General features: G+C 49.5%; 26 protein-coding genes. 23 read left to right on the forward strand and 3 right to left on the reverse strand.

Going from position 1 to position 20,497, the window contains the following annotated elements; genetic code table 11:
* Window positions 1–33: 33 nt before the first annotated feature.
* The 7 genes from BU251_RS02570 to BU251_RS02600 all read left to right on the forward strand — a co-directional run bounded on the left by BU251_RS02570 (window position 34) and on the right by BU251_RS02600 (window position 4,057).
* Entirely contained in the window at window positions 34–405 is a 372-nt protein-coding gene (locus BU251_RS02570) for a helix-turn-helix domain-containing protein (RefSeq protein ID WP_128699338.1), read from the forward strand.
* Window positions 402–1,121 (forward strand): ImmA/IrrE family metallo-endopeptidase, encoded by a 720-nt coding sequence (locus BU251_RS02575; protein WP_128699339.1) that lies wholly within the window; start codon window positions 402–404, stop codon window positions 1,119–1,121. Before BU251_RS02570 ends, BU251_RS02575 begins: the two co-directional genes overlap by 4 nt.
* A gap of 90 nt (window positions 1,122–1,211) precedes the next feature.
* Entirely contained in the window at window positions 1,212–1,445 is a 234-nt protein-coding gene (locus BU251_RS02580) for a DUF2188 domain-containing protein (protein WP_128699340.1), read from the forward strand.
* A 30-nt stretch (window positions 1,446–1,475) separates the two neighbouring features.
* Entirely contained in the window at window positions 1,476–1,739 is a 264-nt protein-coding gene (locus BU251_RS02585; protein WP_128699341.1) for a multiubiquitin domain-containing protein, read from the forward strand.
* Window positions 1,714–2,898, forward strand: a complete 1,185-nt coding sequence (locus BU251_RS02590; protein ID WP_128699342.1) for a ThiF family adenylyltransferase — start codon at window positions 1,714–1,716, stop codon at window positions 2,896–2,898. The genes BU251_RS02585 and BU251_RS02590 overlap by 26 nt, the downstream gene beginning before the upstream one ends.
* Window positions 2,895–3,341: a ubiquitination-like system serine protease family protein gene (locus tag BU251_RS02595; protein WP_194946681.1), complete on the forward strand. Its 447-nt coding sequence runs from the start codon at window positions 2,895–2,897 to the stop codon at window positions 3,339–3,341. The genes BU251_RS02590 and BU251_RS02595 overlap by 4 nt, the downstream gene beginning before the upstream one ends.
* A 410-nt stretch (window positions 3,342–3,751) precedes the next feature.
* Complete coding sequence (locus BU251_RS02600; protein WP_128699343.1) at window positions 3,752–4,057, forward strand: SpoVG family protein; 306 nt, start codon at window positions 3,752–3,754, stop codon at window positions 4,055–4,057.
* Here the strand turns inward: BU251_RS02600 and BU251_RS09510 are convergent.
* Window positions 4,045–4,218: a hypothetical protein gene (locus BU251_RS09510; RefSeq protein WP_228767838.1), complete on the reverse strand. Its 174-nt coding sequence runs from the start codon at window positions 4,216–4,218 to the stop codon at window positions 4,045–4,047. The two genes, BU251_RS02600 and BU251_RS09510, sit on opposite strands and share 13 nt — an antisense overlap.
* 305 nt (window positions 4,219–4,523) lie before the next feature.
* On the opposite strand from BU251_RS09510, the gene BU251_RS02610 reads away from it, so the two are divergent.
* The 16 genes from BU251_RS02610 (at window position 4,524) to BU251_RS02685 (ending at window position 19,931) form a co-directional block, all read left to right on the forward strand.
* On the forward strand, window positions 4,524–4,808 hold the full coding sequence (locus BU251_RS02610; protein WP_128699345.1) for a hypothetical protein: 285 nt from the start codon (window positions 4,524–4,526) through the stop codon (window positions 4,806–4,808).
* Window positions 4,805–4,987 carry a hypothetical protein gene (locus BU251_RS02615; RefSeq protein WP_128699346.1) on the forward strand — a complete coding sequence of 61 codons (183 nt, stop codon included), beginning with the start codon at window positions 4,805–4,807 and terminating at the stop codon, window positions 4,985–4,987. Before BU251_RS02610 ends, BU251_RS02615 begins: the two co-directional genes overlap by 4 nt.
* Entirely contained in the window at window positions 4,981–5,322 is a 342-nt protein-coding gene (locus BU251_RS02620; RefSeq protein ID WP_128699347.1) for a DUF6876 family protein, read from the forward strand. The genes BU251_RS02615 and BU251_RS02620 overlap by 7 nt, the downstream gene beginning before the upstream one ends.
* A gap of 23 nt (window positions 5,323–5,345) precedes the next feature.
* Window positions 5,346–5,576, forward strand: coding sequence for a hypothetical protein (locus BU251_RS02625; RefSeq protein WP_128699348.1), 231 nt, complete (start codon window positions 5,346–5,348; stop codon window positions 5,574–5,576).
* A 64-nt stretch (window positions 5,577–5,640) separates the two neighbouring features.
* Window positions 5,641–6,243 (forward strand): hypothetical protein, encoded by a 603-nt coding sequence (locus BU251_RS02630; protein WP_128699349.1) that lies wholly within the window; start codon window positions 5,641–5,643, stop codon window positions 6,241–6,243.
* A gap of 11 nt (window positions 6,244–6,254) precedes the next feature.
* Window positions 6,255–7,199, forward strand: a complete 945-nt coding sequence (locus BU251_RS02635; RefSeq protein WP_128699350.1) for a HesA/MoeB/ThiF family protein — start codon at window positions 6,255–6,257, stop codon at window positions 7,197–7,199.
* Window positions 7,192–7,896 (forward strand): Mov34/MPN/PAD-1 family protein, encoded by a 705-nt coding sequence (locus tag BU251_RS02640; RefSeq protein WP_128699351.1) that lies wholly within the window; start codon window positions 7,192–7,194, stop codon window positions 7,894–7,896. The genes BU251_RS02635 and BU251_RS02640 overlap by 8 nt, the downstream gene beginning before the upstream one ends.
* Before the next feature lie 258 nt (window positions 7,897–8,154).
* Window positions 8,155–8,940, forward strand: a complete 786-nt coding sequence (locus BU251_RS02645) for a response regulator (RefSeq protein WP_128699352.1) — start codon at window positions 8,155–8,157, stop codon at window positions 8,938–8,940.
* Window positions 8,941–9,204: 264 nt separating this feature from the next.
* On the forward strand, window positions 9,205–10,257 hold the full coding sequence (locus BU251_RS02650) for a Fic family protein (protein WP_128699353.1): 1,053 nt from the start codon (window positions 9,205–9,207) through the stop codon (window positions 10,255–10,257).
* Between the two features lie 873 nt (window positions 10,258–11,130).
* Complete coding sequence (locus tag BU251_RS02655) at window positions 11,131–13,401, forward strand: DUF2341 domain-containing protein (RefSeq protein ID WP_164908830.1); 2,271 nt, start codon at window positions 11,131–11,133, stop codon at window positions 13,399–13,401.
* A 25-nt stretch (window positions 13,402–13,426) separates the two neighbouring features.
* Entirely contained in the window at window positions 13,427–13,792 is a 366-nt protein-coding gene (locus tag BU251_RS02660) for a four helix bundle protein (RefSeq protein WP_164908831.1), read from the forward strand.
* Window positions 13,793–13,930: 138 nt separating this feature from the next.
* Window positions 13,931–15,532, forward strand: a complete 1,602-nt coding sequence (locus BU251_RS02665) for a formylglycine-generating enzyme family protein (protein WP_164908832.1) — start codon at window positions 13,931–13,933, stop codon at window positions 15,530–15,532.
* A 104-nt stretch (window positions 15,533–15,636) separates the two neighbouring features.
* Entirely contained in the window at window positions 15,637–16,056 is a 420-nt protein-coding gene (gene avd / locus BU251_RS02670) for a diversity-generating retroelement protein Avd (RefSeq protein ID WP_128699357.1), read from the forward strand.
* A 274-nt stretch (window positions 16,057–16,330) separates the two neighbouring features.
* On the forward strand, window positions 16,331–17,488 hold the full coding sequence (locus BU251_RS02675; protein WP_128699358.1) for a reverse transcriptase/maturase family protein: 1,158 nt from the start codon (window positions 16,331–16,333) through the stop codon (window positions 17,486–17,488).
* A gap of 258 nt (window positions 17,489–17,746) precedes the next feature.
* Window positions 17,747–19,300, forward strand: a complete 1,554-nt coding sequence (locus BU251_RS02680) for a formylglycine-generating enzyme family protein (protein ID WP_128699359.1) — start codon at window positions 17,747–17,749, stop codon at window positions 19,298–19,300.
* Window positions 19,301–19,583: 283 nt separating this feature from the next.
* Window positions 19,584–19,931, forward strand: coding sequence for a four helix bundle protein (locus BU251_RS02685; RefSeq protein WP_320416949.1), 348 nt, complete (start codon window positions 19,584–19,586; stop codon window positions 19,929–19,931).
* A 56-nt stretch (window positions 19,932–19,987) separates the two neighbouring features.
* Here the strand turns inward: BU251_RS02685 and BU251_RS02690 are convergent, their stop codons facing one another.
* Window positions 19,988–20,200, reverse strand: a complete 213-nt coding sequence (locus tag BU251_RS02690) for a DUF2283 domain-containing protein (protein WP_128699361.1) — start codon at window positions 20,198–20,200, stop codon at window positions 19,988–19,990.
* A gap of 9 nt (window positions 20,201–20,209) precedes the next feature.
* On the reverse strand, window positions 20,210–20,461 hold the full coding sequence (locus tag BU251_RS02695; RefSeq protein ID WP_128699362.1) for a DUF4258 domain-containing protein: 252 nt from the start codon (window positions 20,459–20,461) through the stop codon (window positions 20,210–20,212).
* Window positions 20,462–20,497: the final 36 nt, after the last annotated feature.

A 20,497-nucleotide genomic window follows, 5' to 3' on the forward strand; every position in this document is an offset into this window, starting at 1 on the left:
AAATACTGTATTACGCTGTACGCTTATAACTACATGAGTAACGAATTTGGGAAGAAGATAAAGCAGGAACGGCTTCATCTTGATTTAAGCCTTCGTAAAGTTTGCGAAGCCGTATTTAGTGACAAGAAAAAACCGATATCTGTATCATATCTTAATGATATCGAGCAGGGGTATCGGAATCCCCCCGATAGTAAAATAATTGTTCAACTAGCCAAAGTCCTAAAACTTGAGCCTCAAGATCTTTTGAATTTGGCGGGGAAGGTTCACCCTATTATTGAGGATGTAAGCAAGAAAACAGAAGTTGGCGTTCTCTTTCGGAAGATAGCTGAGCATATTGAACGCGATCCTGGATTCGCTGCAAAAATCCAGGAACAGCTTGATAAAAATAAGGATGATCAAAAATGATGCGATGGATTGACGATGATCAAAGTGTCTATGGCCGCCGGCTCATCGCTACAGGCATAGATATAGATGAGGCTATGGAAATAAAATATCTGGAATTTTTTAATGGTAAATGTGACATTGATCATCCAGCCCTTGACATCGAGCGCTTTATAGATGAAAATTTGAGAAAAGATAACATTGAATTTGAACCGGAGGCGACTGAGTTACAACATAATGCTTTGGGGGCTACAAAGTTTAACCCGGATGGATCTCGATTGATTCAAGTTAATGCCAAACTTTATCGGCAAAGGAATTCAACAGCGCTAAAAGGCCGTTTCAGGTTTACGTGCGCTCATGAAGTGTTCCATGCCTTATTTCATGATAAGCTTTTTCGTAGCGAGGGTCATTTGAAATGTTTCGAACATCATATTCAGGAAGATATGGTTGAACCAGAGAAAAAATCGAATGATTTCATCGAGTGGCAAGCTAACCGAGGAGCGGCGGCGTTGTTAATGCCAGGATCAATTTTTAAAGAAAACGTTAAGCGAATCCGCGCCATATCTCACGATCACGAATCGTTAGTGCGAGATTTAGCGTCTCGTTTTGATGTGTCTAGGCAATCGGCACTTATTCGGCTGCAGACGTTTCGATCCGTGGCTGTGCGCGAAGATGATTTCAATCTGGAAAATGACGGCATTGATAGTTACCAAGATGCCCGGAAAAGAACCTGGAATTAGGAAAATTTTTTTGATTAAATTTTACGCAGTTAGCGTAAAAGAACAATAACCTTAAACTAAGGAGACTTGTTAACATAAGAGGAGGAGTAAATGGCAGAACGAAAACGAGTATGGGTTTCACCAGACGGTAAAGGCGGATGGGATGTTAAAACGCAAGGTGCCCAGCGGGCCGCCGGTAATTACGAGGACAAAACAGACGCATTATCAAAAGCAAAGGAGGTCGCGAAGAATGCACCCTTAGGACAGGTGGTTGTTCAAGGGCGAGATGGAAAAATCCAAACCGAATATACATATGGCAAAGACCCAGAGCGCTTCCCAGGTTAATACACAGGGCAACTGAAAGGAGAAAGAGTCATGGAAAATCAAGGACAGGGACACAATAAGCAAGTCACGATTATAGTAAATGCTCGCCCAGAAACGGTGGCGAAAGACGATATATCTTATAGTGAGGTTGTCGCTTTGGCCTTTCCGAATCCGCCAACCGGCGATAATGTTTCGTTTGTTGTTATGTACCGTAGGGGCCACGGCGATAAGACGCAAGGGACTCTTGTCCAAGGCCAAACAGTCAAGGTAAAGGAGGGGATGATATTTGATGTCTCACCAAATAATAAGTCGTAGTCCAGACCTTAAGCGACTTCGCGATGAAGGCTATGATATAGAGGTCAAGTCAGGATATCTTTTTATCAAGGATGTTCCATACGTCGATTCAGATAAGAAGATAGCGCGCGGCACCTTGGTATCAAAATTAACTGTAGCTGGGGACATGGCTGTGCCTCCTGATACCCATGTCGCTTATTTTATTGGGGGGTCTCCGTGTGATGCGAATGGATCTCCTCTACAAAAAATTATCAACTCGAGCCAAAAACATAAGCTGGATAATGTTATCGAAGTTGATCATACGTTTTCTGCGAAGCCTATGCCAGATGGAAAATATAAGGATAATTGTGATAAGGTAAAAAAATACATTGCTATGATTTCCGGTCACGCTCAGGCGGTAGATCCAAACGTAACGGCGGCAACCTTCCCAGCTTTGCCGACAACAGGAGAGGATAAATCATTCTTTAATTATATCGATAGCGCTTCTAGCAGAGCCCAGATCGGGGCGGCTACGAGCAAGTTGGAGATCGGCGGCATTGCAATCGTAGGAGTCGGTGGGACTGGTTCGTATATTTTGGATTTGGTGTCGAAAACTCCGGTAAGTGAGATTCACATTTTCGACAATGATAAGTTCCTGAATCACAACGCATTTAGAACGCCGGGTGCTCCTTCTATAGATGAATTGCGAAGGCAGCCCAAAAAGGTATTTTATTTGAGGGACATTTACTCAAGGATGCATCGGCATATTATTTCGCATGACGTTTATGTGGATGCGTCAAACGTAGATCTTCTTAAGCCAATGAAGTTCGTATTCATTTGCCTTGATAAAGGGGGCATAAAAAAGTGTATCGTTGAAAAGTTAGAAGAATGGGGTACTCCATTTATTGACGTCGGCATGGGCCTTCAGCTCGTTGACGAATCATTGACTGGTGTGCTTACCGTAACTGCCAGTACAATTGAGCAGCGCAAGCACATTAAAGATAGGATTTCTTTTTCAGAAGATAACGAAGGGAATGAGTATTCCCAAAACATACAAATCGCCGATTTGAACGCTCTTAATGCGGCTCTCGCTGTCGTCAAATGGAAGAAGATGTGTGGATTTTATAAGGATCTTGAAAAAGAGTTCTTCTGTGCATATTCAGTGAACGGTAATACTCTAGTTAATGAAGACAAATCATGAAACGAACCAAAATATTAACATATCGATTCCTTGAGTATATCCCTCGCGATATAGAGGAAGGGGTGATTTACATTTCAATGACATTTTCGACGGCGATTCATAAGTGCTGTTGTGGATGTGGTCAAGAGGTTGTAACTCCATTTGGCCGGACAGATTGGCAGTTGACTTTTGATGGCGAATCAATTTCACTGGATCCATCGATTGGAAATTGGAGTTTTGATTGTAAGTCACACTACTGGATAAGACATAATAAAATTATATGGGCACCTCGTTGGTCTAAGAAAAAAATTGATGCTAATAGGGCATACGATAAGCGGTTGAAGGATAGATATTTTATGGCTGTACAAGAGAAAGAGAATAGAAGTGATCGGAAGATAAGGCTTGCGGATTGGCTTGCTGAAAAGAATATATTGAAGCGGTTGAAAAACAATAGCTTAAGGTAAATGTTTTAACAACAGAGATTCCTTCGCTCAGAATTTTTCGTTTTCGAAGTATCGAAAGATTTTGCTTAGAGAATATTTCTTTCTTGATCTTGTAGTTTTTTTCTTGAGGCCGCAATAAGTAAGTCCTCCTTTCTTTTTCTTCGCCAAAAATACTCAATGCTTTAATTTCGTCAACAAAATTCCGGAAATAATTCGTCTCCGTTCTTGTGGTCTGCCTCAAGAGCGGCTTCGCCCCTTCGGGGAGTCCTCAATTTTTTCCTCAGAATCCAAGAAGGTTCGTTCTCTCCCTCGTCGTTCTCTCTCCTTCGGCCAATCCTTGTTTTATTGACTAAACCGGCGCTTGTGGTCTGCCTCAAACGCCTTTAAAGGCCTTGAGTTCTCCTTTTTGGCGTAAAAGAAAGGAGGACCACATGCGTCCAAAAGCAAAAAAACAGCAACAAAATCAGGAAAGGAAGGAGGTGAGCAAAATGTTCGAAGTCTCAAGGATCCATCGTATCGAAGGAAACGATACTCTGAAGGCCTTTGTGGACATCAAAGTCGCGGATTGCGTTTTGATCAAAGGCCTGAGAGTCATGGCGACCAAGGATGACACCTTGTTTGTCGCCATGCCGTCTCAGAAGGCGGAGGATGGCAAATACTATCCTACCGTCAAGCCTCTTTCCAAAGAGGCGAATCAAGAGCTGCAGGACGCAGTTCTTGCTGCCTATAACGAATAGGCAGTAAAAAAAGCTGCGCTATCGGCTAGACGGGCAAAAATAAAAAATCGATCCCCGGCCAGGGGATCTTTTTTTGTGCCTGGCGCGGCTATCACCGTTTGCCGATCAGCCTCAACACCTTCCTTTCTGTCTCTTTTGTTGTTTTTTTTCTGATTTTTCAAGCGCCGGCTTCGTCTCCTTTCTGTTTGTTTTCGCTTTTCTAACCTTAAGCCCTGATTTTCGTCAATAAAATCACGAAAATAATTCGTCTCCGCTTTTGTGGTTTGCCTCAAAAGCGGCTTCGCCCCTTCGGGGAGTCCTCAATTTTTTTCGTGACCCAGGAAGACTCTCTCACTTCATCCGTCGTTCGTTCGTCTTCGGGCATACCTGTTTTTTTTGACCAAAACCGCCGGTTGTGGTCTGCCTCAACCGGCTTCAGGAGCTTAGGTCAAGACTTTTTCAGCGAAAACAGAAAGGAGACCAAGCCATGAAAAACATGAACAAAAAAGAAAACGAGCAAAAATTCGACGAAGGGGTGTTGAGGGCTGACGGCTGCATGATGAGGCATAACCAGTCGCGTCAGGCAGAATTCCGTACGCAGGAAGAGGATTTTCCTGAGCATTCTTTCGGTAAGTCCGCGTACTGGGAAGAAAGAAGACTGCTTAACCGCGTCCATACGCTCAAGGCCATGGGTTTCAAGATCAGGCCTGAACAGACGCTCGAAGAGTTCGTCCAGGCGCATGAGGACGCGTTCACCGAGGACGTCCTATGAAGGTATCGGAGTTTCCCGAAAGCTTGAGGAAGATCATCTTGTCCAGCGTGGATGAGATGAATTTAGAGCAAGAAGTGACAATGGCGCAAGTGAGTATTTCCTTTCATGTGGGCCAGGAGATCCACGTTGAAGACTGGGAATACAAGGCAGGCGGCAGAGAAGGAGGAGTCAGATGTTGACGGAAAGCGGGTTACGGCAATTCACAGGCACGACGCAATGGTTCAGGCACTTGAGCGGCTATCTTTATACGGACGGCGTGCAATATGTGGCTGAACAAGGCGGCGCCTACTGGCTTTTGGACAAAATCCTGTTCATAACCCGGGCAAAGGCGAGGCTGCAGGAGTTCGGCGTCTGGAAACTGTCCGTGCGCGAAGACCATACAGCTCAGCTTGTCTGCGAAGACGGCAACTATCACAAGCTCTACGATGAAAAGATCGACTGGACGGATTTTCCGCTCAAGAAGATCGAGCTGTGGTTTGAAAACGGCGTCCTGATACTGCCGAGCGAACACTAAATCAAAGGGAGGAGGTGAATGCTATGCAATTAAACGATCTAAATGGGAAAACCACCATCAAGGTCGCAGGAGAGGAGGTCAGCGTCAATGCTTCTGATTCTGTCAAGGACACCTTAAAAAGGCTCCTTGAAGAGAAGGGCATTGATTCCTTCACGATCCTGGTTGACGGCGCTGAGGTGGCCTCAACGAGTGATCTGCCTGAAACCTTCGCGGATCACGAAATCGAAGTGCAAAGATACGTCAAGGCAGGCTAAAGAAAGGAGAAAAACGCGGGAAAGAGGGGAGAGGTTCCCCTCTTTCCCTATTTTAGAGGTCAAAATGATTGATGAGAAGCTAATCCACAACGCAAGGCCGGCGTCCAAGATCGTAGAAAGTATTGACGAATCCTGGCGCCAATTTGTCGAGGACTTGAAAGAACAGACGTTCAAGATTCCCTTTAAGGGAAACTACAGGTGTTGTGTTAAAGATGGCTTTTTCCACGTTGAAGCCTACGTGGGCCTTCTTGTGATCGACAAGCTCTACGATGGCCACAATACCTATCTGCTCAAGACCCCTATTAAGCATGAGCCTTTTACGCTCTACGGCGAGTATGACCAGACAGGCGACTTTCGCGATTTTGTTTCGGATCCTGAAATCGGCTGCCACTATCTAGCCATGAGCGATATGGACGCCGGCCGCAAGATCTGCACAGGAGATATCCAGATCAACAATGCGAGCCTGAATTCGCTTGAAGCGCTCAAGGCCATGGCGCTTGAAGTCATCAAGTCTTTCAGGCTCATTAACCTGACGTCCTTGGGCACCGTGATATTGCCGGAGGAGCATTCTGCTCTCAGAGATGTCTTATCCGATAAGTCCAAGGACACGGACACAAAGACAAAGAGCCTCCTGGACGCCGGGTTAATTGAACCTCTATTAACATAGGAGAAGAATCAATGCCTCAAGGAGCCATTTATTCGCGTCAGGAGTTGATCGACCAATTGGACATACCGCAAATCGCCACAGTCGTAGGATGCGGCGGGACAGGGTTCTGGACCGCGGTGTTTCTGGCGATGAGCGGGGTTGAAGAATTAGTCCTGATCGACCGCGATATCATCGAGATATCCAATCTGAACAGGCTGCTTTTGGAAGAGCGGCATGTGGGAAAGAAAAAGATCGAGGTTTTAAAAGAGGTCCTTTCAGATATCAGGAAATCTACGCGGATCGAAATCCACGATATGCGCATCGAAAAATCTCCGGACTGTCAGGTTCTGCGCGGCAAGATATTCTGTTGCACGGACAATTTGAAAAGCCAACAGCTCATCTGCGCTTACTGTAAAAAGAACGATTTAATCTACCAGAGAATAGGCTATGACGGCACGATTTTGAACGTTTCCAGGGCTTTTCCCTTGTCTTTTGAAGAGACGGAAGAACGGCAGGGTTATACGTTTACACCTTCCTGGGTTGTTCCTGCGGTATTGGCAGCAGCGGCCGGCGTTGCCTCGGTCCTGTATAAGCACCTGTCCTTGATGGAAGATTTGGGCAAGCTGCACATACAGCATTCTTCCTTTGTTCCTGAGAAGATTCTGGATGAAGCCAAGCAGGAGCATGAAGATTACATCACGGATCACATTGATGATTATCTTCCAAGCGGTTACGGCTATTGCGACGACTGCACCCACTGCGATGACTGCAACAGGGTGGATCCGGAAGATCATTGTTCAGATTGCGATAAGGAATATACCCAGGCCGATCTTGACGAAAAGATCGCCGAAGAAAAAGAAGAATGGCTGAAAGAAACGATCGAGGAGATCAAATCAGGCAAGGTCTCCAGCGAAGAGTTAAAAGAAGCCTTAAAGCAATGGCTAAAAGCCGCCAAAAGGAGGTCTAAAAATGAATAATATCCAAAACAACGTCAGCAATATCTTGAATGTCAGTATCAAGAATTATACGGATTGCGGCTGGTGCTTGGATAAGGCCAACGAAGAGATCTTGAATATTCCCTGGTCCATCTGGAGCCAGTGGCTGTTTATGTCCCAAAGGATGGGCAAAAAAGAGTGGGGAGCGATATTTTGGGTCAAGGATAACACCGTCACCGGCTTTAAGATTCCCAAGCAGGAGGTCAATGCGGTTGAGTGCGCTTTCAAGGAAGAATTGGGCGGGGACGGAATTATCCATTCCCACCACGACATGGGCGCTTTTCATTCAAGCCAGGATGACGCCCACGCGCGCAATCTTTATCGGTATTCAATAGTCCTTTCTAATTCCGATGGAAGCATCTGTACAAAAAAACTTAAGCTGCCCTGCGGTTCTTTCGGTTACGTCCAGGTGCGGCTCGGCATCATTGATCTGCCGAAAATTGATTTGGCAAAAATCGGCGAGAAAAAGAGAGAATTGATCTCGGAGCAACCCGAAGAGGAATTATTCCGGCAGGCTCGATATGACGAGTTGCAAATGCAGTGCGAAGAATGCGTAAGGTCTGATTGCCATGGTTGCGAGATTTTTCTTGCTATGCAGGAAATAGAAGCCGGAATGTTCGGGACCGGATTTGATGGATTCCAGAGACAGACACGGGAAGAGCCGAAATGTGGTCGATAGGGGATTTGGTTGATCCTTGGGATTCCGTCAAAGCCAAGGAAAAGTGGTTTTATATCTCTATAGCCCCATGGGGTATTGATGATGTGTCGAAAAGCGCCTCATCATGAAATTGGTCGATTTTTTTGTGATGATGGCGCAGGGGGCGATCTTAAGCGGACTTTTCCGTCGAGAAAAATGATCATTAGGAACGTCGGGAAAAAATCAGGCCAAAAATAAGTCCTTGATTTCTTTGGAGAAATATGTTATCCGTTACTCATCATGGAGAAAGTTTTCATTTTCGATGAGGACATCAAAACACGGTCTTTCCTTTATGAGCTGATTTCGGAACTGGGCTGGAGCGTGCACACGGTCGCCTCCGGCTCCGTGATCCTTGATTTGCTGAAGAACGAGCGCCCCGCCTTGATCATCCTCGCCGAGCAGGAGGGGGAGTTCTGCGGTTTTTCCCTTGTCAAGAAGATCCGCACATTCGATAAAGACGTAAAGATCATCGTTTTATTCAATTCCGCCTCCGGCCCCGGCCGGGATCCGGGTTTAGTCTCAAGAGAAGCAGATATCAGCACCTATCTTCCCAAGGATTTCCAGGATCCGCGCATCATTAAAGAAATTATCTCCGTCCTCAATCAACAAATCTATATCAAGCCTGAAGGCATGACGATCCGCGGGAATATCCTCGTTGTCGATGATGAAATAGAAGGCAGGGAGACGGTGGCAGGTTTCTTGCGCAGGAGGGGTTTTGGCGCGGATACCGCCTTAAGCGGCGAAGAATGCGTAGAAATGATCAAACAAAAACCATATGATCTTGTTCTTCTTGATATTTCATTGGCGGGCATGGACGGCCTGTTGACCCTCAAGCGGATCAGGGAGGTCAATGCGAACGTCAAGGTGATCATGAGCACGGGCCTCGCCAATCCTGACCTCGTTGAGCAGGCGAAGTCTCTTGGGGCGGATGATTATCTGGTGAAGCCTTTTAATTTCGGCAGCCTGGAAGCTTCTTTGATTGCTTTGCTGATCAGCAAAAAAAGGCAAAGCCAAGATGGTGTATGACATAACCCACTACGAGTATTCCAGTATTCCAGAGCCGAGCTCTTCCAGTATTCCAGAGCCGAGCTCTGGAGAGCTCGGCTCTGTTTAAGCCTCAAAGGAGCGATCGTGAATAAGAAGACTTTTAATCTCATTGGGTTTAAGCGGGGGTTCATTTAAGTGGGGACTCATTGACAAATATATTGAAAGGTGTATATTTGGTATATAATCTGATATAATCTCATATAGTTGAAATACGAGTTTAACTTGAGAATCACGGGAGTCCTTATGCCAAATGCCTTTAACCAAAGGTTGGAGAATCTCCCACCGGAAATCTGGTCAAAAATCACCAAGATAGAAGAATTAAAAGGCCAATGGATTATAGGCGCGCGCTTAAGCCCTCAGGTCCTAGGGCGCCTCAAAAGATCGGTTCTGGTTACCTCAACCGGTGCTTCCACGCGTATCGAAGGATCCAGGCTTTCTGATGAAGACATAGAAAAGCTTATGCGCGGGATCTCAATACAGAAATTTGCCGACCGCGACAAGCAGGAAGTAAAAGGATACTATGAATTGCTCCAGAATGTCTTTGACTCTTGGAAGCACATCCGTTTTTCCGAAAATACAACCAAGCATTTCCATAAAGAGCTCTTAAAATACGTCCAAAAAGACAGACTTCATCGGGGTGAGTATAAAAAAACCGAGAATAGAGTCCATATGGTTGATACGCAAGGGAAGTCTGTCGCCGTTCTTTTTGATACCACGCCGGCATACCTTACGCCCAAAGAAATGCAGGAGTTAGTCGAGGCGGCGCAAAATGCCTTTAAAGAAAATAAATATCCTCCTTTGTTGATTATAGGGAATTTTTTGGTTGAGTTCTTAAAAATTCATCCGTTCCAAGACGGCAACGGGCGCATTTCGCGCATCCTTACGAATCTGCTTTTATTGCAGGCCGGTTATCAGTATATGCCTTATGTCTCGCACGAAAAGTTAATAGAAGACAACAAAGCCGACTACTATCTGGCGTTAAGAAAAAGCCAGAAAACCTTAAAGACCAAGCCCAATATCGTCCCTTGGCTAGATTTCTTCCTTTCGCTGGTTTATAAGCAGTCTCAAATGGCAGTTGAACTATTGTCTAAGGAAAACATTGAAAAATTGCTGTCGCCTAAACAAATCGCTGTTTGGGAATTTTTACAGACGGTTGCTGAAGCATCGCCGAAAGATATCTCGAAGAACGCCAAAGTTGCCCAGCCCACGGTAGCCCAGGCCTTGGATAAGCTAATTCGCCTTAAAAAAGTTGAGCGCATTGGACTCGGGAGGAGCACAAGATACCGAAAGATTTAGGACGAAATAAATGATTTTTGTTCTTGAGGGAAACAAAGACTGGGTATTTTGAATAAATGCAGGCCTCTGCGGGAGTTATCGGCAGAGGCCTGCTTTTTTTAGAAAGAAATTCATGCTTTATGAAGACGCGGGGAACTCAATTTCTGATTTTTTGAATAGAGTAGAATGTGCAAGGCAAACGAGTATTAATACCCATTGCTATCTGGCGTTCGTGTGTTGTATATTTATGCTGGATACAGGCAGCCGTTGAAGGCGAAAAACATCGAAGTTGCTATAATGTATTGAAAAACAATAAGTTATAGTTCTAAATAAATAAGTAGTGAGTTTGTTCAGCGGCTTGGTTTGATAAATGAAACACTCGGCGTTGTCAAGCACAAAGCAAAAAATAAGGGCTCAACAGGGCGAGAAAATCGGCCCCATGACATAAAAAAGTAAAAGTTTGTTTTGAAAATGCATAAAAACCTGTTCTAAAATTTTTAAAAAATCTTGATTTTTTTTCTCAACGTGTTATTTTGAAAACAAAGCCGCATGCAATATGCGGCAAAAGGGGGGGGATGGGCGATGAGGATCCATCGAGCGACTAACGCATTAAATCAGCTGCAAGCTCTCTCTCTCTCTCTCTCTCTCTCTCTCTCTCTCTCTCTAAGTGAAGTCAAAAGCCGAACAGGCTTTTGGTTATTTCTTATTTTCCCTGCCTTAGTTTTCCTGAGTTTTCTTCCTGCAAACGTCAACGCCGCGGACAACGATAACTTCACCCTCAGCTCTCCTTATACCTGGTGCAGTGATGGCACAGGTGATTTCCTCCTTCCGGACATTGCTGAAAATACGGCATATATCAGTCCGTCCGTTTCCGTCAAAGGCACGATTGCGTCTGTGACAGCCACGTGGGACGCAACAGGCCCTGCGGCCGTTTGGGTAAGCGCCGATGGGGGTCTGCACTATTCGCTTGTCGTCAACGGCGTTCCTCTCGTCTCGGGGTTTGTCCGGGGAGAGACGCTCAAATGGAAAGCGGTCCTGGGCGCCAAGACGGTCCTCTCAAAATTTGTTCTGGCCTTCACGACCACCAACGGCATCGCCGGGACTTTCGGCGAGCCCGCGCTTTCCGGGTTCCTTTACAGGAAACAGTTCAGGATATCGGGGTCTTCGGCCGGCGCGCTTTACAATTATCAAGTCCTCGTGCGCGTGGGTGAATCCGTCGTTTCGAACGCCGCGGATGTGACCTGCAACGGCCACATCCTGGCGGATTTCAACGATGTCCGTTTTACGCTGGCCGACGGCGAGACGCTGGTGCCTTATACGTTGGTCGGCGTGGAAGGAAAGAAACCGTACCGGACGGCGTCCTTTTTCATTCGCGTGCCGCAGATCCCGCAGCGAGGGGTGCCGATTTATTTGTATTATGGCAATCCCATTGCCAAGTCGCTTTCTTCCCCTGAGGATACGTTTGATTTCTACGAGGATTTCACGGAGCTCAACGGGACGCTTGATCCAGAGAAGTGGTCCGTTACCCTCGGCACGGGCGGCAGCGCCCGGGTGACCCGGCAAGGGCTCTTGCTCGATGCCGCGACCGTGACGGCCCGCGCTTTTGAATTCAGGGACGGGATCATCGAATATGCGGCTAGCGCCCAGACGGGTTATGAGACGCGGCTGGTCGCGCGCGATCCCGACCCGGCGTCGGCGACCGATGCGACACTTGTCGCTTATGCCTCCGGTTTGGACGGCGCCCAGCACTGTTTGGTCGTTGACAACATCGTCAAGGCCAACGATCCCCGACCCATCGCGGCCGGGACGTATTACGGCTTTCGCCTGATTGCGGATAAGGATAATCATCTGACTTTTGAACGTTATGACGAGGCCTTTTTGAAAAAAGAGGCCGTCGTTTCTTATGAAGACAAAGAAGGCCCGCAAGAAGGCTTCCTGGCCCTGAACACGACGGGTCTCGGTTTAGGCAGAAGCCTGACCATCTTCCGCTGGATCCGCTGCCGCAAGTATGTGACACCCGAACCTCTCGTAGATCCGGCAAGCCTTGGGTTTGCCGAAGAAGCCGCAAACTTACCTGTATTTTTCAATACCACTCTTGACGGTAAAAAGGAGCTTGTCCTGGAGACCTCTGCGACCTCCGGTTATTACATTTTTCCGGCATTTAAGTCGGATTATGCCATCCGTATCATCGTGCCCGCGTGGGAAGGAAGAGGAGCCGGTGCCGACGTCTCGGCCGACGGCGGCAAGAGCTATCGAAAGAGCTGTATCAGTGATGCTTATTATTACGCCTCCAGGGGAGATTTTTCCGCCGGAGATGTTTTGCGCAGCCGTATCAATCTCAGGAAGGAGGGCGACGCAGCGCCTTATGTGGCCTACGCGTCATTTTCCTGCAGGCCGGGCAATATCGTCCTGTTGGCACCCAACGGCGGCGAAGCCCTCGTGGCCGGCATATCGCAGGCGGTCACATGGACCGCATGGGACTATGAGCCGTCTTACCCTATGAAGCTGGAATATTCGCGCGATGCGGGCAGGACCTATCAGCCGATATCGGATAAAGCCGCCAATACAGGGTCCTATGTCTGGACCGTCCCTCAGACGACGACCGATAGGGCCCTGGTTAAAATTTCGGATGCTTTCGACGGCGCGGTCTCCGATGTTTCCGACAGGGTGTTTTCCATAAAGGCGGGGACAGGGGGCACAGGGCAGCTTGCGGAAAGCGCGGCTCAAGGATCGGAAAGCCAAGCGACAGCCGTCGCAGCAACCCAGCTTTCATCCGAAAGCGCCGCCGGTCAGAATACGACAACGGATGAAAAACAAGTGGGCTCCTTGAAAAAAAATCCAGGCACAAACTTGTATGAGATAGCCCTTAAAATCGGCGTCGACCCGACAGCCGACAATAATTCCTATCGCGCCGGCGACATTGTGATGGTCAAGCCGGTGGGATATCCTTGGGGAGCCAGGGAGCGGGAGGAGTTTCAGATCGTCAAGGTGTATTTGACGCCGCGGGAAGCGCAAAACCTGATGTCTACCCGCAGAGGGGCAGGCGGCCGTATCATCCAGCGCAGGCGATATAAGATCGATACGGCAAAGGCGTTTTCATCTGCGGTAAATGACGCGGGCGGCAATGCGCCTCTTGTGGACGCCTCGGCGATTGAGCAGAAATGAACCGGATGTAAAAAAAGGGAGAATAATGGTCGACAATGCGAAGAATTCCAAGGCTTATGAATCGGCATTTGATACGGCGATGGAAGTATTTTGGCTGACTAAAGAATATCCCAAGGAAGAGTTGTGTTCGTTGGCGGATCAGCTCAGAACGGCTTCCAGGTCTGTGGCGGTCAGCATAAGAGAGGGTCTCGTAAAAAAGCCGCATTACAGGGATATTTTTGTAAGGCATGTGATCGATGCTTTGGGTTTTTGTGAAGAGACAAAAACGTGGCTTGATTTTTCCTTCGAGTGCAGATATCTGGGGCGGGATAAATACGGCGAGTTGTCCAGGAAATACGACGAGATAAGGATCATGCTGTATCAATCCCTCGGCAGGAATCCTCGGCTTTAAAGCCGAGGAGAAATGCGGTATTGCCTCGGGAGGGAACCCCCAGGGGATTCCACTTGGTCAAAAATTGGAAGAAATGGTGAAGGCGTGATCCGGCAGGGAGCTCCGGAGATACGAAAAACAACTCAAGGAACGAAAGACATGTGTAAAACAAACAACGCAATCCCAACGCTCTTGAGGGCCAAGCATTTTAAGCCCGGCTTGAAATGTCTTTCGGGTTTCTTTTTGCTTTTGGGATTCTGTTGTTTGTTTTCTCCGCCCGCGCACGCCAACAACATCAAGGTCTCCGACGTCAGCCTCCAGAACCTGGATTCTACCGCGGGCACGGTGGACATCAAGTTCGACGTCTCCTGGGACAACAGCTTCACCCGCACGGACGCAAACGGCAACGCCACCTTTGACCGGGCCTGGGTCTTCGTCAAATACCAGATCGGCGGCACAGGAGCCTGGTATCACGCCACGCTTGTCTCAGGAGGTTCCCTGGGCAGCTACTCCACATCCACCGCTATCGGCATCACCTCGGACGGCAAGGGGGCGTTTTGCCGGCCGGGTCTTAATCAAACACTAAGGTGGAGTTTCCCCTATGGAACGTCGATGGATACCATCAGGATCAGGGTTTTTGCCATCGAAATGGTCTACATCCCCCAGGGCTCTTTTGTCCTGGGTTCCGGCGGAACGGAATCAGGCAGCTTTACGGACGGCTCATGGACGAGTGGAGCAACTATTCCCTTTACCATTTCTTCAGAAGATGCGCTATCCATAGCCGCGAGTGCAGGCAGTCTTTGGGGAACATCTACCTCCGGCAACAATACCATCGGTGACGCTGGGACTCTTCCCGCCGCCTTCCCCAAGGGCTACAGCGGCTTCTACGTGATGAAGTACGAGGTCTCTCAGGGGCAATACCGGGACTTCCTGAATACCCTGACCCGTGCCCAGCAGAACACCAGGACCGGAACCTCCCTGGCTGCGGGCACGACATCCGTCACCAACATCTACGTCATGAGCAACACGGCGACCATATCCTATCGCAACGGCATCCGCTGCGACGCGACCATCTCGTCCTCGGACCCGATCACTTTTTACTGCGACCTGAACGGCAATGCCGTTCCCAACGAATCCGATGACGGCGAGTGGATCGCCTGCAACTGGCTCTCCTGGGCGGACCTGATGGCCTATGCCGACTGGGCGGGCCTGCGCCCCATGACGGAGCTGGAATTCGAAAAGGCCTCGCGAGGCCCGGCCCGTTCAGGCTCGCCGACAGCCAACGAATACGCCTGGGGGAACACGACCATTGATTACTTCTCCGATCTTTCCAATGCAGGCACCTCAAGCGAGGCCATAGGCCCGACCCGGCCCAATGCCAACTGCAACTATTCCAGCGCCTCGCCCGACGGCCCGGTCCGCTGCGGCATGTTTGCCACAAGCTCATCGAGCCGCACCACGGCAGGCGCTTCTTATTACGGCCTGATGGAAATGTCCGGCAACCTCTGGGAGAGGTGCGTCACCATCGGCAATGCCACAGGCCGCGCCTTCACAGGCTTGCACGGCAACGGCACCCTTGACTCCAGCGGCAACGCCGATGTTACAAACTGGCCTGGAACAGGCGCCACTGGTGGCGGTTTCCGCGGCGGCGCTTGGGATGATGACACATCGTACGCCCGCGTGTCAGACCGCAGCTACGCGGCGTACACGAATTCGTTTCGGTACTACAGTTACGGAGGTCGGTTCGCCAGGACCCCTTGATTTTTTGTTCTTTTACACTTTGGGGTTTTTGGGGGAATTAGTGGGTAAGCCGGTGAACAGGTTAGCCGGTGAATCGGTGAAATGAATAAACCAGAAAAGAAGGTATGGGAAAGGTAACCCCAGTTGTGGAGAAGCACTACAGGCTGATTTTATGGACATTGCCCAAAATTGCCAACTTTCCAAAAGACCAAAGATTCCTGTTGGCCGACAGGATCGAGACGCTGCTTTTGGATGTGCTTCTGCTCTTGATCGAGGCGACATATTCGGCGGAGAAGAGGGAAATGCTGAAGAACGCCAATTTGAAAGTCGAGCAGATGAGATTTATGATGCGCATCGCCAAGGACATGGAATACGTGAATATCAAAGGTTATGACTTTTTCTGCGTTTCGCTTCTTGAAATAGGCAGGATGATAGGGGGTTGGAGAAAATCCGAGGAGGATAAACAAAACCAGAGTCCTTGTGTTCACGGATACAAGGAGCGGTCACCGAAAGAAAGGGGTCCAGACGTCGTCACCTGTCCTTGACTTTTGTACAAGGTCGAGGCAAAAAGAGTTCGCCTGCCGCGCGGGAAAGCGGAACGCTTGCGGCGCGGCGAGGGTTGTAAAAAGGTGCGAGGTCGTAAAGCGTTGTCCGGCGGTTTCCGCGGCGGCAATTGGAATAATGACACATCGAACGCCCGCGTATCAGACCGCAACAACGCGGCGAACACGAATTCGAATCGGAACAACAATAACGGAGGTCGGTTCGCCAAGACCCCTTACTTTCTCCTTATGGATCTTCAGCTAAGGCGAGGGAAAGATGAAGAAAATTGAGAATATCTACACAAAAATCTGTTCCGTCGAAAACCTGTATGCCGCCGCAGCCATGGCGGCCAAGGGCAGACGGTATCGTGATTCGACGGCCGACTTTACCTTCCGTCTCGAGGCGGAGATCAACCGCCTGAAGAAGCAGTTGGAAAACGGGACGTACAGGCATGGGGCTTACCGTGTTTTTGTCATTCACGACCCCAAGGAACGGCTGATCTCGGCGGCGCCCTTCCGCGACAGGGTCGTCCACCATGCCGTCCACGACGTCATTGAACCGCTTCTGGACAGGACGTTCGTTTACGATTCTTACGCCTGCCGCAAGACAAAGGGGACCCACAAGGCCGTTGACAGGGCGCAATCTTTCTTGAGGCTGAATAAATTCTGCCTGCATTGCGACGTCAAAAAATATTTTCAATCCATCGACCACAACATATTGAAAGGGGTGCTGGCGCGCTGCATCGGCGACGCCAAAACCCTTGCGCTCCTGGATACCATCATTGATTCATCGGCGTATTTGGCCAATGTTTCTGCGGGGAACCGGATCGCAGGGCTGCCCATCGGGAACCTGACGTCCCAGTTTTTCGCAAACCTTTATCTCAATGAGCTGGATTATTACGTAAAGGTTTCCCTGAGGTGCCGTTATTACCTCAGATATATGGATGATTTTCTCGTTTTCGGCAACGACAGGGGCGCGCTTGAAGAAATCAAGGACCGGATCAGGGAGTTTTTAAGAAATAAATTGAACGTTGCCCTTCACGAGGGAAAATCCCAGGTTTTCGCAACCAAGAGGGGGATCAAGTTTCTGGGGTTCCGGATCTATAAGGATTTCAGAAGGCTGGCGACGGGAAATGTCAAGCGTTTCAAAAGGCGGCTCAAGCGGTTTCATTATTTGCTTGAAAAAGGCGAAACAGGCAGGGAAAAAGTCCGCGATTCGGTCAGGTGCTGGACGGCGCACAGCCTTTACGCCAATACGCACGGTCTGCGGTCGAGGATGGTCGTTGATTTGATGAAAAAAGACGCAAATTTCGGAGAAGGTCTTAAGGATATTTTGCTGCCTGTCGGCGGTCGTAGAGATGACGAGCGAAGCCGGGAAGCGGCTAGGTTGAAGGAGAGAAGTGATGCGCGAGAATTCAGTTCTTTGCATCAATAGCACAAGGCGGTTCGTTCCCGATCGGGTGCTGATGACCCGCGCGCGGGGGGGGGGGGGGGGGGGGGATTGTCAGTTGCCAGCGTAGGACAGTCTCTGTTGCGCAATCTTGCGAGCGGTGCGTTTTCAAGAAAAGATGCAGGATTCACCAGGGGCCTAAAGGACAAAGGCACCGGTCGAAAGGCGGACGGGTGAACCGATAAACCGGTTAACCGGCTGACCGGCTCATAGGCAAACCGGGTAAGGTAACAAGGAATAGATATGAAGAAAATAACCCTTCTAACCTTAACGATTCTAGCGGTGATGATGGCTGCGCCGCAGGCGCACGCCAACAACATCAAGGTCTCCGACGTCAGCCTCCAGAACCTGGATTCTACCGCGGGCACGGTGGACATCAAGTTCGACGTCTCCTGGGATAACAGTTTTACCCGCACGGACTCAAACGGCAACGCCACCTTCGACCGGGCCTGGGTCTTCGTCAAATACCAGATCGGCGGCACAGGGGCCTGGTATCACGCCACGCTTGTCTCAGGAGGTTCGCTCAGCAGCTATGCCACATCCACCGCCATCGGCATCACCTCGGACGGCAAGGGGGCGTTTTGCAAGGCCGGTCCCAGCCAGACGATCAGATGGAATTTCGGCACCACTGGAGATAACGTCAGCAGTAGTTCCAGCATCCAAGTCAAAGTCATGGCCATCGAAATGGTCTACATCCCCCAAGGTTCTTTTGTCCTGGGTTCCGGCGGAACGGAATCAGGCAGCTTTACGGACGGCTCATGGACGAGTGGAGCAACTATTCCCTTTACCATTTCTTCAGAAGATGCGCTATCCATAGCCGCGAGTGCAGGCAGTCTTTGGGGAACATCTACCTCCGGCAACAATACCATCGGTGACGCTGGGACTCTTCCCGCCGCCTTCCCCAAGGGCTACAGCGGCTTCTACGTGATGAAGTACGAGGTCTCTCAGGGGCAATACCGGGACTTCCTGAATACCCTGACCCGTGCCCAGCAGAACACCAGGACCGGAACCTCCCTGGCTGCGGGCACGACATCCGTCACCAACATCTACGTCATGAGCAACACGGCGACCATATCCTATCGCAACGGCATCCGCTGCGACGCGACCATCTCGTCCTCGGACCCGATCACTTTTTACTGCGACCTGAACGGCAATGCCGTTCCCAACGAATCCGATGACGGCGAGTGGATCGCCTGCAACTGGCTCTCCTGGGCGGACCTGATGGCCTATGCCGACTGGGCGGGCCTGCGCCCCATGACGGAGCTGGAATTCGAAAAGGCCTCGCGAGGCCCGGCCCGTTCAGGCTCGCCGACAGCCAACGAATACGCCTGGGGGAACACGACCATTGATTACTTCTCCGATCTTTCCAATGCAGGCACCTCAAGCGAGGCCATAGGCCCGACCCGGCCCAATGCCAACTGCAACTATTCCAGCGCCTCGCCCGACGGCCCGGTCCGCTGCGGCATGTTTGCCACAAGCTCATCGAGCCGCACCACGGCAGGCGCTTCTTATTACGGCCTGATGGAAATGTCCGGCAACCTCTGGGAGAGGTGCGTCACCATCGGCAATGCCACAGGCCGCGCCTTCACAGGCTTGCACGGCAACGGCACCCTTGACTCCAGCGGCAACGCCGATGTTACAAACTGGCCTGGAACAGGCGCCACTGGTGGCGGTTTCCGCGGCGGCGATTGGTATTATGACACATCGTACGCCCGCGTCTCAGACCGCTACTACGCGGCGTACACGGATTCGGCTCGGAGCAGCAGTTACGGAGGTCGGTTCGCCAGGACCCCTTGATTTTTTGTTCTTTTACACTTTGGGGTTTTTGGGGGAAGAACGAGCGGGTAAGCCGGTGAACAGGTGGAGTGCGTGGTTCGTTGTTCGTGGTTCGTTCACGAGCAACAGCGAACACGAGACGAACCACGAGGCAAGAACGACGAGGAACGAGCTGACGTGGAATACGCTGTTCGTGGTTCGTTGTTCGGGATTCGTTTACGAACAACGAGGAACGAAACGCGAGGCAGGAGAAGGAACGAAGATGATAAAAAGCTACCGGGATTTAGACGTTTGGCAAAAAGGAATGGGGCTGGTTGAGACAGCGTACCAAATAACCGGAAAATTCCCCAAAGGAGAGCTCTTTGGGTTAACGAATCAACTGAGGCGTTCATCCGTGTCTATACCATCGAACATTGCGGAAGGGTTCCTGCGGCAGCATGCGAACGAGATGATACAATTTTTGTATATAGCCTTGGGATCTTGTGGAGAACTAGATACGCAGACAGAGATCTCTTATCGGTTGAGGTATATCACAGAGAACCAAAAGAATCTCTTGAGCGAAGATGTTGATCATATTGCACGCATGATTCGCAATTTAATAAAGAGTTTGCGCAACCGAACCACGAAACACGAGGAACGAACAACGAGCTGACGATGCGAAAAACATCTCATCATTTTATGGGGGAAATGAAGGAATCGGAGAGAATTTTAGGCCGGTTGAAGGTTTTCCAATTTCACCTGAGGCCGCTTATGCTCCAGAATGTATTTGCTGGCGTCGAGTATTTCAATGCCAACGACAGATCCGTCGGGAGCATAGTTAATGGCGATGTCTTCCGTAATTCGCTGCGTGGTCACCTGGAACCTGCCCTTTTTGAGCCTGATATACGCGGCATCTACCTTGGAGTCATAACTGATTTTCATCGTGGCCTCCTAAAAATAAAAAACGTAAACTGTGACGACAATAACGGATTTTTCTTCTTTGACTATGGGCATGACTTGTTTGACGCGGTAAAACTTGCCGCCCCAGTCTCCGTTATGCTGAAAATTATGGCGATAACTCATGCGGCCGTGTTTAGCTGGAATTCTTTCGCCATGACGGATTGTTTGAATAATTTCTTCTCTGGAAGCGCCGCGTTCCAGCATCTGCTTTAGCGCGTGGTCCGAAAAGATGATGTGTTTCATGTTTCAATATTATCATTGCAGTTCAGGAAGTCAAGA

The organism is Candidatus Velamenicoccus archaeovorus (genome assembly GCF_004102945.1).
GTDB lineage: Bacteria > Omnitrophota > Gorgyraeia > Velamenicoccales > Velamenicoccaceae > Velamenicoccus > Velamenicoccus archaeovorus.